Genomic DNA, 12,913 nt, shown 5'->3' on the forward strand with positions numbered 1-12,913 from the left:
TGATATGAATAAATATCAAAAACTATTACATGAAACGTATGTGTTAACTGGCGAAGGGAAATTGGATGCGTTCAAAACGTATTTAAGTGAAAATGTATCTTGGACAGAAGCTGCTGGGTTTCCATATGCAGGTACTTATATAGGTCCAGATGAAGTAGTGAAAAACGTACATGAACGTCTTGGCACGGAATGGGATGACTATAGCGCTAAAGATGAAATTTATGCTTTTAATAACAATACTGTTATCGTGTATGGAAAATATAGTGGAACATATAAAGCTACAGGGAAATCGTTCATAGCAGATTTTTGTCACCTTTATGAGTTTGATGAGAACGATAAAGTTAAGAAGTTTATTCAAATTGTGGACAGTGCAACTGTTAATGAGGTATTAAGTTAGAGTTAATCGTTTCTAATATGCGTTGTATAGGGTAATGTTAGGATAAATGAAATTCCTAACATTACCCCTGACATTACATTTTGGGGAAGGTTTCTCCTTCTTCAAGCTTTTTATAGAAGAGAACTTATTTAAGTAGAAGAGGTAGGTATATATGAAATTAGAGAAAAGTTTAATCATAATAATTATTTCTATATTTATTTTAGGAGTAGTTTCGACTTTGGTATATCAAGCTTCCACCGGTAATAACAAAGGTAAATCAATCAAGAGCGAGAATGTCGCTTCTGTATCAAAAGAAGTAAAAGAAAATGACAAGAATAAAAAGATGGTAGTTGATTTCTATAATGAAGTTTTTAACAAACATAATATCGATATTATCCCTAAATATGTTAGCGAAGATTATAAGCAACATAATCCTTTTGTTGCTGATGGACGAAAAGCCTTCATGGATTTCTTTAAGGAGGATTTTGTTAAAAATCCTAATTCCTCTGCAGAGATTAAACGTGTAGTAGCTGAAGGGGATACAGTTGCTCTTCATGTACATTCTCGTACTAATTCTCAAGATAAGGGAGTTGCTATAGTGGATATATTTCGTATCAAGGATGGAAAGATTGTCGAACACTGGGATGTAATTCAAGAGATTCCAAGTGAAGCAGCTAATGATAATACGATGTTTTAGATAGAAGATATATTTAATAATTGTTTAATTGATAGTGCTGTATAGAATTTAGAAATTTATATAATAAGTTATCAAATTTGGAAATCATTTAAAAATAGCATATTAAATGATGGCACAAATTAATACGAAATAGCTCTTTAATAAAAAATCCTACTCATTAAAAAATGAGTAGGATTTTTTATTAAAGAATAGTGCTAATTTTGTGGTTCGGCACCATCTAAATTTGGAAACCATGAAAGTATAGGGACTCTGCCAGCCTTTATCCACTGAACATCTGTGGTATGGTTTTGGTTGACGCTGCACCGGAATATAAAGAACTTGCCTATGAAAAGGTTCTACCCGAAAATCTGCTTGCAAGAAATAGGGAATATTACGAGAATCCTATGTTGAATAGTGAGAAGATTGATAAAATACAAAGTTATAAGCAAATCGTTGATCATTCAAATCAAAGTAACCTCCCTCTTGCAATTATTACAAGAGGTTTACCTGACAATGTTGAAGAGGGATGGCCATCTCAAGAAATATTGAAAATTGAGCAAAAACTCCAAGCAGAATTCCAATGGCTATCAACGTCAAGCAAGTACCGGATTGCTAGTCGAAGTGGACATTATATTCATCATGATGAGCCCGAAGTTGTTATAGAGGAGATTATGTTAATGTTGAAGGAGATGGGGAAATGAGCGATACAAGGATTAAATTGATGCTGGATTTACAAAGAATTGAGAAGGATGAGTATCAGTTACACGAAGGTGAGCAGCATCAAGATTTCTTACCTTTGTTACTTCAATATATTGGAGATCCTCAGCCAGAATTACGGGATAACCTGATTTATTCGATGTTTTATATGTGGATTAAGGAAGAGAATAGATTCAGTGAAGAGGAGTTACGAAGCCTCTTAACTGTTCTGACTGATGAGAACCATTTGTTCTATGGTATTGGTAGCGAGGATGATCAGTCAGTTTTTACAAGGACGTTCTCTGCCTTACCTATCGCTTTGATTGTGCAACGCCACAGACAGAATCCATTTTTTAATCAAGCGGAAATTGAGCAATTAATGCATGTGATGCTCCGTTATTATAAAGAGGAGAAGGATCTGCGAGGTTACCTTTCAGTAGGAGGCTGGGCTCACAGCGCGTCTCATGGTGCGGATGTTTTTGTTGAGCTGGTGCAGTGCGAGGAGAGCAGCGTCGCAATGCTGCGTGAGGTTCTTGTCGCTATTTCTGGCATGCTTCATAATGGTAGACACATTTTTAGCGATGAGGATGATGAGCGGTTGGTAAACATCGTGGATACGATGATTGACAAAGAGTTACTTCCACATCAAGAAATCGCTAATTGGATTAGCGGCTTAGCGCAATGCTGCAATTTGCCGAGAAGTCGCAGTCAGGTGATTGCTCGCGTGAACAGCAAGAATTTTTTACGCAGTCTCTATTTCAGAAGGGGACAAGATAGCCGAGGGAATGAGCTTAACACGGTCATACTTGGTACTGAGGCAATATTAAACAAGTTTTCTTTCAGTTAAAGGGTTAGAGGGGCCGTCCCCATCGCTATCAACTTAAGAAGAATAAACGCCACCAAAACAAAAAAAGCCCCAAATTTTTCTTAAAAATAAGTTGGGGCTTTTGAACCAGAAAAGTATGTTTTTAACTATGAAAACTACGATGAATTTTTCCTTTTTTCCTACTTGCTAAATTCAGCAAGTAAAATATTTTTAAAAGGATTAGGACTGTCAGTTCTACCCAAACTATTCCAATTGACGACCAACGTATGCTTGCCTCCAAGTTTACCTCCAACAAGAGTAGTAAACCCTAGAATGCCACCTGTGTGTCCCCATATCGAGACACCGCTTGGAAGCTTAGTTTCATAGATTCCAAGACCATATCCATCGATTCCTTCTTTTCCTGTAGGAACTGTAGTAAGCATTTGTTTTAGTTGCTGTTCTTTCAGTAATTTGCCACCGAGCAAGTAAGAGAAGAATTTGTTTAAGTCGTCAGCAGTAGAAATCATATCTCCAGCAGAGCTACCTGCACTTGGGTTATAATAAGTAACGTCTTTTAGCTCACTTGCTCCGTCTGGTTGGTCATATCCACGGGCATGGTTGGTGCCTGGAATAACGCTTGAATTGCCAGGTAGGAATGTATTCGACAATTCAAGTGGTTCAATAATACGATTTTCAATCTCTTCCGCATAGCTGTTTCTGGTTACTTTTTCAATAAGAATACCCAGTAATACGTATCCTGTGTTTGAATAAGACCAGCCCTTTCCTGGGTCAAAGTCTGGGGGCAAAGAAATCCCCATCTTCACTAACTCTTCAGCCGTATACGATTTTTTTGTATCCGTAAAATCAGCGTCTTTTGACCTTGAGTATTCAGCGATACCACTTGTATGGTTCAATATCTGCCGGATAGTAATCTGGTTACCATCATATCCATTTCCTTGAATGACACCAGGCAACCATTTTTCGATGGAGTCGTTTAGATGCAGGCGGTTCTCTCCAGCTAATTGAAGTACAACTGTTGCGGTGAACGTCTTCGTCACACTGCCAATGCGAAAGCGAAAATCTGTTTTCATTGGTTTCTTGGTTCTCAGATCCGCTATCCCAGCGGCATAACCCCACGTTCTTCCACCCTCAGAAGTTTTAGCAAGTATTCCCGGGTATCCAAGTTGCAATGTATCCCGCATTGCTTGCTTGACGGAAGTACGATCTCGTTGAGTATTTGTTTGTAACGAACTAGATACATTTTGAGTGGGCTCTGCTTTTACAATTGAGGTTGGTGTTGTATATAACAGGGAACTTCCAGCTATTAAAAGGGCCAGACTTGCACAAGTAATTTGACTACGTATTTTCATAAGGCATTCCTCTCCTCTATTCATATTGTATAAGTGTTTGCTTACTGTTCCTTACTTCCTGACAAGACTTAGGGAAAGGCCCTCACGCATATAGATTAAAGCCCCAGTACAAAGGTATCTATCAATACCAACAATTTGAGCCATTTAAATCTCCATCCCTTCTATAACAAAATTAGTCAAAGGTATGAAAGCATATTATGTACCCGTAGTTATTATTAGGATTAACACAACAGGAGACATAACCCCAACCCATATTTTACTTTATTTATCCATAATATGTATTGAGAAAGAATGTAAATTCGAATCCTTTCCGTACCCCAGCTATTGATCGTTTTTTTCACCTATTATAATTAGTTATTTAGAATTTCATAATAAAAAACTGTAAAAAAATAACGAGTCCCTTAACGAACAGGAAGTGGTCGAAAAATATGTCTATAGCACAATTTTCTTTTTTGATATGGTGACCCCATCGCCATCAACTTAAGCATTTAGGCTATTTTTAAAGTTAAAAGTACGTTACTATTTTTTTATATTAACGAGAAAGAGTGACGTACTTTTTATGCATAATTTCAGTGTACACAATGACATTATTTTTTGCACCAGAACCGGATAAACTACTGGTGTGCTATATTAATCTCCACTTTCCTCGTTATTACAAGCTAATAATGGTTCGTACATCATTATAGCGTGATTCTCCGTTACATATTGATCTTCTACAAACTGTTTCTGTTGGCTATATACTCTACGTTGAATAACATTATGTCGTATATAACCACCCCAGTATGCAGATTGGATTGAGTGTTCTTTTTCATAAACTTCATATTGATAAAGCTGCGGATAGGCTGTTCTCCATTCACCAATTAAATGTTTATCTGTGATATAGAGGTGAAGTTGATACGATTGGTCCGTTTCATTTTTAATTTGTAAGTCCAAATAGTTATAGGAACAAGTCGCTCCGCTTCCAAACGGCTGGGTCCGCTTGGAATCAGGAAAGACATCAAAGCTATGACGATATCGCTCTGTTACTGTCAGTGGTGTATGTAAGGTCATCCAATATATTAAATTTGAAAGCTGACAAAGCCCTCCTCCAATGCCTGCTTGAAAAGATCCATAGTGTAGTATCATACCTTCTACATACCCTTTTCTCCTAGTAGGCTTACCTATTAAACGCCAGTAAGAGAATGTTTCTCCCGGTCTAATGACGATACCATCTAGCTGTTTAATGGCAATCTTTAAATTAACAACTTTATTCTGTTGATACCACATATCTACATCCTTGAGCTTACGAAGTAGTATCGTTCGGTGCTGAATCGCTGTACAGGGTAACTTTTCTTGTTGTAAAGTTTTTGCGTATGTTTTTCCGTCTGCTAACCACTGGATGTACCTCTTTGTAGAGTAATACCATGTTCCTAGCATAATACGATACTTAGAACGCTGTTTAGGACGTAAGTTCACTATATTCATTTTATTTCCTCTCTCTATCGTTTTCATATTTTGACCTGGTCAAGAAAAACTAGAACACAAATTAGATTACACAATCGATTTTGAGTATTGGTAAGGGGTCAATCCGTTTAATGCTGAATGGCGTCCCGTCACACATCCCCCAACTTGAATATTTAGACTATTAATTAAAAGCGCGTTACTATTCTCTTATATTAATAAGAAAGGGTGACGTGCTTTTTATGAATATGAATCCAACACAAGAGTTATCTTTATTTGCCGAAGAGTTATATCAATATATGTCTCCTGCTACACTTAATCAATTAGCTATAGAAGCTGGCGGAATGAAACGAAAACGTAAGTGCCATGGGCACCATTTTTTATCTTTATGTGTATGGCTAAATCAACAAATCGCTACTACCTCTCTTACTCAACTTTGTAGTCAATTAGAAGCTTCAACAGGAATTTTATTAAGTACTGAAGGACTTAATCGACGATTTAACTCTGCCTCTGTAGCTTTCTTTCGAACTGTATTTACTACACTTCTACAAACTAAAATTGGAGGGTTATCTAAGATTTCTCATTCTCTTTCTGCTTACTTTGAGCGCATTCTCATCCTTGATTCTACAACCTTTCAAGTTCCAGATCGATTCGCATCTACTTATCCTGGTGCCGGAGGATGTAGTCATAAAGCTGGTGTAAAATCCAACTAGAGTATGACTTGTTGAGTGGAGAATTTTCTGATGTGAAAATTGAACCAGGAAAACGAAGTGATCAGGCGTATGGTGCGACTCGAACAAGCCTGACACAAAAGAATGAACTATATATTCGTGACTTAGGATATTTTCGTTTACAAGACTTTAAGTCTATCCAAGAGAAACAAGGATATTATTTATCACGTCTTAAATTACCAACTAAAATATATAGAAAAGAATTCGAAACAGTGGTATTTAAAACAAAAGCCTCTCAATCGAGGCCGGTATATATACAAATTCATTTGGAAGACATCATGAAACAATTACAACCTGGCCAAGTGTATGAGTTACATGATGTCTATGTAGGGAGTAAAGACAAACTGCCTACTCGTATTGTGGTTTACAGATGTACGGAGGAGCAAAAACAAAAACGCTTACGTGATCGAGCTATTCGCGAAAAGAAAAAAGGAATTACATATACAGAGCGTACGAAACTTTTACAAGGAATTACGGTATATATGACAAACATTCCTACGGAATGGGTACCAAAAGAGAAAATCTATGATTTATATTCACTGCGTTGGCAAATTGAGCTGTTATTTAAAATATGGAAATCTTGGTTTCAAATTCATCGTTGTAAATCTATTAAACAAGAGCGGTTAGAATGTCACCTTTATGGACAACTAATTAGTATCCTATTATGTTCTTCTACTATGTTTAAAATGAGGGAACTCCTGTTACATAAGAAACAGAAAGAGCTAAGTGAATATAAAGCGATGTACATAATTAAAGATTTTTTCTTACTTTTTCATCAAGCATTACATAAGAACACCCAAGAATTATCAAAGATTCTCCTTCGTCTGTTTAACCTTCTACAGCGAAACGGACGAAAATCTCATCGATATGAGAAAAAAACAGTCTTTGATATTTTGGGTGTTGTTTACAATTATACCACTCCGACTCATCAAGTAGCATAGTAAAAAAATTCAAACCCGTCAGGGTTTATTTGATATGCCTACTTTTATAACATCTATAAACGATAATAAAATACTACGTGAAAAGACCGCATTTTGTATAAAAATATTCCTTAAGTTGATGGGTGTGTGGTCTTACCCCATGCCCATCAACTTAAGAATTTACTTTACCCCCAAGTGTAAAAAAAACGCCATCCTTTCCTATAAGTCTACAGAAAGAAAGCGTATTTTTTCATTTTAAGGGGTATTTTATTTTGTTAGCTTGATAGCGATGTGGTCTTACCCCTATTGGAAAAATTTCAAAAGTTGGTAAGGGTGTAAAGATGACTGCTGACGCTACTAAGGTTGTAAATAAAACTAAAAAAGTACCTGTTGAGAAAGTAAATGAAGCTAAGGGTACAAGTGAAGTTAATAAGAAAGTCAGCGGAACTAGTGTAGGAGAAGAAAACGTTACTTATCGTAGGGTTCAAGGTGGTGATAGTAAAGAGTTAATTTTAGTTAATGATGATGGTACACTCTCTTTAAATAGTAAATGGAGGGCAGATCATAATTTAAATGTATCTACTGGAAAAGATCACTCTACATATTTCAAAAATAAACGAGCAGACTCATATATTGTGGAATTTGATGTACCACAGTATTTAGATGATTTAATTAGAGAAAATGCAATTTCTCAGAAGGGTTATAAAACTAATCCACTTAACCAAGGTAGAACAGCTCCTAAGGTTGTTGACAAGGGTATTTTTGATAAATATGGATTTGAAGGTGTTGCATACGAATTACCTGACTCCATTAGTCGGTGGTTGGTAGAATATGGACGAAATGCTAAACTTATTAAGTAAGAGAGGAGAACGAGTTAAATGATTAAGCCTTTATACGCCGAAAATATTATAGTAGGTGTAAAATATAAAAATAAGCTCAATTGGTATATAACTGAATCGGATTTATGGTGTTTAGATTATAATCATGCTGGTTATTCTCCTAGTGAATATCCAGAAGAAAGAAAAGGCATTAGTATTTTAAATGAGACTACAATAGCTAACTTTTTAGAAAGAATAGAAAAATATAAAAGATTTACAGAAGATATTAGGTTAGAATTTTTAAGGGAACTAAGAACTAATAGAGAAGAAGCCTATTATGATTATAATCCATGTTTCCTAATAGATTTTGAGCGTTTAATTTTTTATTCTAATTATCCGGAATCAATATCTTTTGAAGAATATATTCCGAATAACTGGAGAGGTTATTTACAGCGATTTGATGAACAAGTACCCTATGAATATAGATATTGGGAAGATAAGAATAAAAACTATTTAGTTAGAGAGGATTAGGTCATGGAAGAAAATAAATTAGTTATGATAAAAGAAACATTTAAAAATGAAGAAACTGGTGAACTAACGCCAGGAGTTACTATAATACTTGATGGGAATTTAAGGGAATTGTTGGAAAAAATTATGGGAAAACAAGGTTATTCGGATTATCCAGAAGCTCTAAAAGAAGTAATCTTTGAAGGGATTCATCATTTTGTGAAAAGAAATAAATAATAAGCTGACATATACTCTTAAGGTAAAGGGCAAGTCTGAAAGGGATATGCCCTTTTTATTTTTAAAATTTGAAATGTAACTAAGATATTATCTTTTTCTTCCTTATTGATGCCAATATATTTAAGTGTAATTTATGAGGTGCTATGATTGAGTATTTCTTACAACATAGCGAAATCTTTTGTTTATAGAACCAATAGCCGAAGGTTTTGCGCATGGTGTGAGTCCTAATAGATTCGATACCGGCAAAATCTCCGGCTTTTTGAAATTTTTGATACGTCTAGATCTTATTAATGGGTTAATCTTCTTTTCGAGAAGGGAATAGTATTTTACAGAAGGTGTAAAATGGGATGCTGATTTAGGTGGTGAAGATGAAAGTATTAAGGATATGGTGAAAACAGGTTCGAAAAAAGCTTGGTCAACAGTAGCGGGGTGGTTTAATTAACATGAAAAGGAATACAGATTTTAATAAAAAAGCTTTTGAATATTACATGGCTCTTTATGCTGTAAATAATATAAGATCGACTATAATTACTCTTGTGATTGGGATAGCAGATATATTTGTGCTTTTGCCTGCTTTTGCGAATCCTTTTCAACCGATATATATGTACATAATAGTTCCACCAATTGCTTTTTTAAATGTATGGACAATATGGATTGTTATAAATCCTCGGAAACGGCAATTACAATACACTCTATTTCGTGGGGTATTTGGCATCGTATGTTCAGTAGGATTATTAGTTATAACCCAAAAGTTTGCATATGGAATGTTAGGATTACAAACTCCAATCTATTTTATTTTTTCAGTTGGTTTGTATATTTTTGCTTTGAATCATTATTATAAAAACCATATTAAAAAACTTCAGGGACCAATCAAAAAATCAAAGTCATCGAAAAAAAATTCTGGCTTCGGAGTATTGGCTTTTGTAGGATTGGGTCAACTCATTGCTAATATCAGTCTTGGTTTTGCAACACAAAAGATGGTAGCAATTGTATTAATGTGTGTATACTCCATGCTTTCGTTTATGTTGTTTCATTTCATTATGGAACTCCATAGGTACTATTATTTAAGGAAGCATATAGAAGATGGGGGTAGAACACATGAAACCTTTTAAAGAGGTTTATTGAATTTTAAGTATTGTGATTTATGGAAGAAAACAAAAACTTATGGTTAAAGAACCTGTGATGTATGATTATATTGGCTGTTTTTATCCAGAAGGATACATTAATCCTGATTATACATTTGTATTTAATCATGACGCTATTGAAGAAATTATATTTGTAGGTTTTATAGATGAGGAAGAAGAGGCATTTGTAGGATTGCTTAATTGAATGTGATTTAGAAACAGGTGACCTTCAAATTCTGATAAAACTGGCAATCTCCACGCCGAACTTGGTTAAATTATAAGCGGGGAAAAAAGCTGGACACGAAAATGATGAAGAGATTACTATTTTCAAATCATTTGGTTTGGCAGTAGTAGATATTATCGTCGCGAAGTATTTGTATAAGAAAGCGGTGGAGTGCGGGATGGGGAATAGGATTGAGTTTTGAGACTGCCTTTTGGTGGTCTTTTTTGTTGAAATTGGAGAACCATTCATGATTTATTTGTGGAGTTTTGGTGATAATTATATAAGCAAATATATTTTCTTTATTATAGAAAGGATATGTTTATATGTTATCGAGAGAAGAAAGATTACTAGTGGTTGCTTGGAACACAGAACTAGCTAGTCAATTAGCTTTTATTACACATTCTTTAGGAGAAGATGAAATGTATACTAAAAAAGATGCTGTGGAAGAATTAATTAAGGTTGTAAATAGGGTAGTGTCGGATACTCCGAAAATTTATTGATAGGATGATATTAGTGGAAATTTAGGAGCGAGGGCTTAGATGCTTCAAAGCCTTATTAATACTGTATCCTATGTGATGAACCACTTTCAGCATTCGAGGTCTTAGTCCAAGCACAAGTCGTAAACATGCTACAAGACATTCAAGAAGAAACAGGATTCACATACTTATTCATCGCACATGACTTATCTATGGTGAGACACATATCAGACCGAATCGGAGTCATGTGTCTAGGAAACATAGTAGAAATTGCCGACAGTGAAGACCTATACACAAAAACGGCACATCAATACACGTAAGCACTACTCTCATCCATGCCAGAACCAGACACAACAAACGCAGGCAAAGAACGAATCATCCTGCAAGGCGAAGTTCCAAGCCCACTCAACTCACCATCCGGCTGCAAATTCAGAACGCGCTGCAAATTCGCCACTGAAAAATGCGCCCAAGAAGTACCGAAGATGGTTGAGATTGCGAAGGGGCATCAGGTGGCTTGTCATTTGTTTTAGAGGGAGAGCACTAGGGGGACCTGGTGCTTTTTTTCTTTGTAGGTGGACGTGGTGTGGGATTGGTTGTTAGTTTAGGAGATAGCGCACTCGAAATTTGTCGGTAAATCGATATGTTGTGTCGAAACGTTGATATATTCGGAGTTACGATCGATATAATTGAATAATCGTTGATATATTTTTGTAAAGAGTGGGATTGGTTGTAGATTAATGGTCAGCGACTGTCTATATTTGTATCTCCTATCATATAATTCCCTTTATTTTTCAACTATAATTTTAATGACGAACTTCTTTTTGTTGGGAAAGCACGTAAAGTAAGACAACGTATTAAAAATCATCGTGATGAAGTGTATCGTATTGATGTAAGTATTGTAGAAAATCCGATGGAAAGAGGAATTTACGAAACATATATGATTAACGAATTTCAAGCGAAGTATAATGTGAATAAAGAGTTTTATAAATAACATCAACGTAAAACATGATCTTGGTACTACATCAAGATCATGTTTTTTTATATGCAATAAAAACAATTGATCATTCTTAATCATTCGACAAGATGCAACAATTTAAGATTGTATTTTTTGCTATGATAAGTAAGGAATTTACATATCGTGTTACTGGGGGATAAAAAGAGATGTTGAAAAAATTTACTACATGTATTTTAGGTGGCGCTTTAGTATTCAATTTATCTGGTTGCGGCAATGCATCCGACAAAACTTCTTCAGAATCTAAAGAAACCAATTCTAAACAAGAAGAAAAGAAAGTGCAAACAACTGATGAGACGAAAACGAAAGAGAATGCAAAGCAGAAAAATATAGAACAAACAAAAGAGAAATCAAAAGTAAAAGAAAAAGAAAAAGAGTATGCTGTAAACAAGGATTTTCATACACCTAAATTTGATGTAACTGTAAAAAGAGTTGTAGAAAGAGATAAGGTTGGTAAAGAAAGTATAGGATTCCAAAAACCTGAAGATGGACATGTCTTTATTGTTGTAGAAGCAGAAGGAAAAAATATCACAAACGAATCGATGAAATTAGCCGTTTTACCATCAGTGGATTTAGTGGATGAAAATGATAATGCTTACCAAAGTGATGTGTGGGCAGCTAGTAGTTATGGGGTTGAAAAAGGCGAAACCTCTACTATTACTAAGGAATTAAAACCAGGGGAGGTAAGGAGAGAAAGTAAAGTTTACGTGATTAATAAAGAAAAATTTGATACAGGAAAATGGTATGTAGTTGTTAACCATGAGTATAAGGAACAAATTAAATAGTGTTTATTAAGAGGAGATGGCTCCTCTTTTTTTGTTACAAGTTAACATAGAATTTCGTTCTGAGGGACTGCCTTTTGGTGGTCTTTTTTGCATAAAATCTTGTAAAGTGATAAAAAGTAGAATATTTAATGATTAAAATTGATAATATTCTAATATTCAATAGAAAGATAAAATATTTAAAAGTTCAAAATAATACATTATAATATGTTTAGTAAAATTAACCAAAATATATTTTGCTTATTATGTATTAAAGGGGAAATGAAAATGGCTGGACAAATTCGTATGTCACCAGAGGAGCTTAAATCGAAAGCGGCTCGATATGGACAAGGTGCAAATCAAATTGAGGACATTTTAAGTCAACTACAAAACTTACAAAATGAATTAAGAGGAGAATGGGAAGGACGTGCTTTTGAAGGTTTTGACCAACAGTTCAATCAATTAAAGCCAAAAGTACAAAACTTTGCACAGCTATTACAAGAGATTAATATGCAGCTGAATAAAACTGCAGAGGCTGTTGCTTCTCATGATGAAGAATTATCACGTAATTTCGGTTTGAAATAAAAATTGTTTTACTCTATATAACAAGCATTTCAAATGAGCCATACAGCTTATATTGTATGGCTCATTTGATTGCATGCCTAGCGAGTGATATTGATAGGGATATATATAATGAGATTTCTTTAATGCATTTGGAAAATTTATAGAAAGGATTTGAAA

At 34.9% G+C, this 12,913-nt stretch carries 12 protein-coding genes and 7 pseudogenes; 16 read left to right on the forward strand and 3 right to left on the reverse strand.

What is annotated here, in order from left to right:
* The first annotated feature begins 4 nt into the window (after positions 1-4).
* The 4 genes and pseudogenes from JDS82_RS18340 to JDS82_RS18355 all read left to right on the forward strand — a co-directional run bounded on the left by JDS82_RS18340 (position 5) and on the right by JDS82_RS18355 (position 2,595).
* Positions 5-397, forward strand: coding sequence for a nuclear transport factor 2 family protein (locus tag JDS82_RS18340; RefSeq protein WP_001046358.1), 393 nt, complete (start codon positions 5-7; stop codon positions 395-397).
* Between the two features lie 151 nt (positions 398-548).
* Positions 549-1,073 carry a nuclear transport factor 2 family protein gene (locus JDS82_RS18345; protein WP_000764202.1) on the forward strand — a complete coding sequence of 175 codons (525 nt, stop codon included), beginning with the start codon at positions 549-551 and terminating at the stop codon, positions 1,071-1,073.
* 251 nt (positions 1,074-1,324) lie between these two features.
* A pseudogene (locus JDS82_RS18350) lies at positions 1,325-1,753 on the forward strand (alpha/beta fold hydrolase); the annotation flags it as partial.
* Positions 1,750-2,595 (forward strand): DUF2785 domain-containing protein, encoded by an 846-nt coding sequence (locus JDS82_RS18355; RefSeq protein ID WP_063223209.1) that lies wholly within the window; start codon positions 1,750-1,752, stop codon positions 2,593-2,595. The pseudogene JDS82_RS18350 and the gene JDS82_RS18355, both read left to right, overlap by 4 nt.
* A 158-nt stretch (positions 2,596-2,753) precedes the next feature.
* Here JDS82_RS18355 and JDS82_RS18360 read toward each other — a convergent pair whose 3' ends face one another.
* The gene (locus JDS82_RS18360) at positions 2,754-3,923 is read right to left on the reverse strand and encodes a serine hydrolase domain-containing protein (protein WP_199713680.1); all 1,170 of its coding nucleotides are present in this window, start codon (positions 3,921-3,923) and stop codon (positions 2,754-2,756) included.
* Between the two features lie 630 nt (positions 3,924-4,553).
* A complete protein-coding gene (locus JDS82_RS18365) occupies positions 4,554-5,387 on the reverse strand; it encodes a VanW family protein (RefSeq protein ID WP_001028460.1) in 834 nt (277 codons plus the stop codon).
* Between the two features lie 218 nt (positions 5,388-5,605).
* On the opposite strand from JDS82_RS18365, the pseudogene JDS82_RS18370 reads away from it, so the two are divergent.
* The 4 genes and pseudogenes from JDS82_RS18370 (at position 5,606) to JDS82_RS18390 (ending at position 8,576) form a co-directional block, all read left to right on the forward strand.
* Positions 5,606-7,035 (forward strand): annotated as a pseudogene (locus tag JDS82_RS18370) (IS4 family transposase).
* Between the two features lie 272 nt (positions 7,036-7,307).
* A pseudogene (locus JDS82_RS29570) lies at positions 7,308-7,874 on the forward strand (pre-toxin TG domain-containing protein); the annotation flags it as partial.
* Between the two features lie 18 nt (positions 7,875-7,892).
* Positions 7,893-8,363, forward strand: a complete 471-nt coding sequence (locus tag JDS82_RS18385) for a hypothetical protein (protein ID WP_199713681.1) — start codon at positions 7,893-7,895, stop codon at positions 8,361-8,363.
* A 3-nt stretch (positions 8,364-8,366) separates the two neighbouring features.
* Entirely contained in the window at positions 8,367-8,576 is a 210-nt protein-coding gene (locus tag JDS82_RS18390) for a hypothetical protein (protein WP_199713682.1), read from the forward strand.
* Positions 8,577-8,593: 17 nt separating this feature from the next.
* On the opposite strand, the pseudogene JDS82_RS18395 reads toward JDS82_RS18390, so the two are convergent.
* Positions 8,594-8,898 (reverse strand): annotated as a pseudogene (locus tag JDS82_RS18395) (tyrosine-type recombinase/integrase); the annotation flags it as partial.
* A 121-nt stretch (positions 8,899-9,019) separates the two neighbouring features.
* Here JDS82_RS18395 and JDS82_RS18400 point away from each other — a divergent pair.
* The 8 genes and pseudogenes from JDS82_RS18400 to JDS82_RS18435 all read left to right on the forward strand — a co-directional run bounded on the left by JDS82_RS18400 (position 9,020) and on the right by JDS82_RS18435 (position 12,757).
* Entirely contained in the window at positions 9,020-9,688 is a 669-nt protein-coding gene (locus tag JDS82_RS18400; protein ID WP_199713683.1) for a hypothetical protein, read from the forward strand.
* 13 nt (positions 9,689-9,701) lie between these two features.
* Positions 9,702-9,905 carry a DUF4176 domain-containing protein gene (locus tag JDS82_RS18405; RefSeq protein WP_064057334.1) on the forward strand — a complete coding sequence of 68 codons (204 nt, stop codon included), beginning with the start codon at positions 9,702-9,704 and terminating at the stop codon, positions 9,903-9,905.
* A gap of 10 nt (positions 9,906-9,915) precedes the next feature.
* Positions 9,916-10,125 (forward strand): annotated as a pseudogene (locus tag JDS82_RS18410) (ornithine cyclodeaminase family protein); the annotation flags it as partial.
* A gap of 121 nt (positions 10,126-10,246) precedes the next feature.
* On the forward strand, positions 10,247-10,423 hold the full coding sequence (locus JDS82_RS18415) for a hypothetical protein (protein ID WP_176699044.1): 177 nt from the start codon (positions 10,247-10,249) through the stop codon (positions 10,421-10,423).
* A 65-nt stretch (positions 10,424-10,488) separates the two neighbouring features.
* Positions 10,489-10,929: pseudogene (locus JDS82_RS18420) on the forward strand (oligopeptide/dipeptide ABC transporter ATP-binding protein); the annotation flags it as partial.
* Between the two features lie 254 nt (positions 10,930-11,183).
* Positions 11,184-11,390 (forward strand): annotated as a pseudogene (locus JDS82_RS18425) (GIY-YIG nuclease family protein); the annotation flags it as partial.
* 170 nt (positions 11,391-11,560) lie between these two features.
* A complete protein-coding gene (locus tag JDS82_RS18430) occupies positions 11,561-12,196 on the forward strand; it encodes a hypothetical protein (protein WP_199713684.1) in 636 nt (211 codons plus the stop codon).
* A gap of 264 nt (positions 12,197-12,460) precedes the next feature.
* Positions 12,461-12,757, forward strand: coding sequence for a WXG100 family type VII secretion target (locus tag JDS82_RS18435; RefSeq protein WP_000918591.1), 297 nt, complete (start codon positions 12,461-12,463; stop codon positions 12,755-12,757).
* Positions 12,758-12,913 lie beyond the last annotated feature (156 nt).

Origin of the sequence: Bacillus cereus group sp. N14 (genome assembly GCF_016483555.1) — a bacterium.
In the GTDB taxonomy this organism is placed as follows: domain Bacteria; phylum Bacillota; class Bacilli; order Bacillales; family Bacillaceae_G; genus Bacillus_A; species Bacillus_A wiedmannii.

Coding starts and splice junctions, on each gene's coding strand:
- JDS82_RS18430 (WP_199713684.1), top strand. CDS start 11,561: ATGTTGAAAAAATTTACTACATGTATTTTAGGTGGCGCTTTAGTATTC.
- JDS82_RS18415 (WP_176699044.1), top strand. CDS start 10,247: ATGTTATCGAGAGAAGAAAGATTACTAGTGGTTGCTTGGAACACAGAA.
- JDS82_RS18340 (WP_001046358.1), top strand. CDS start 5: ATGAATAAATATCAAAAACTATTACATGAAACGTATGTGTTAACTGGC.
- JDS82_RS18435 (WP_000918591.1), top strand. CDS start 12,461: ATGGCTGGACAAATTCGTATGTCACCAGAGGAGCTTAAATCGAAAGCG.
- JDS82_RS18355 (WP_063223209.1), top strand. CDS start 1,750: ATGAGCGATACAAGGATTAAATTGATGCTGGATTTACAAAGAATTGAG.
- JDS82_RS18390 (WP_199713682.1), top strand. CDS start 8,367: ATGGAAGAAAATAAATTAGTTATGATAAAAGAAACATTTAAAAATGAA.
- JDS82_RS18360 (WP_199713680.1), bottom strand. CDS start 3,923: ATGAAAATACGTAGTCAAATTACTTGTGCAAGTCTGGCCCTTTTAATA.
- JDS82_RS18365 (WP_001028460.1), bottom strand. CDS start 5,387: ATGAATATAGTGAACTTACGTCCTAAACAGCGTTCTAAGTATCGTATT.
- JDS82_RS18400 (WP_199713683.1), top strand. CDS start 9,020: ATGAAAAGGAATACAGATTTTAATAAAAAAGCTTTTGAATATTACATG.
- JDS82_RS18385 (WP_199713681.1), top strand. CDS start 7,893: ATGATTAAGCCTTTATACGCCGAAAATATTATAGTAGGTGTAAAATAT.
- JDS82_RS18345 (WP_000764202.1), top strand. CDS start 549: ATGAAATTAGAGAAAAGTTTAATCATAATAATTATTTCTATATTTATT.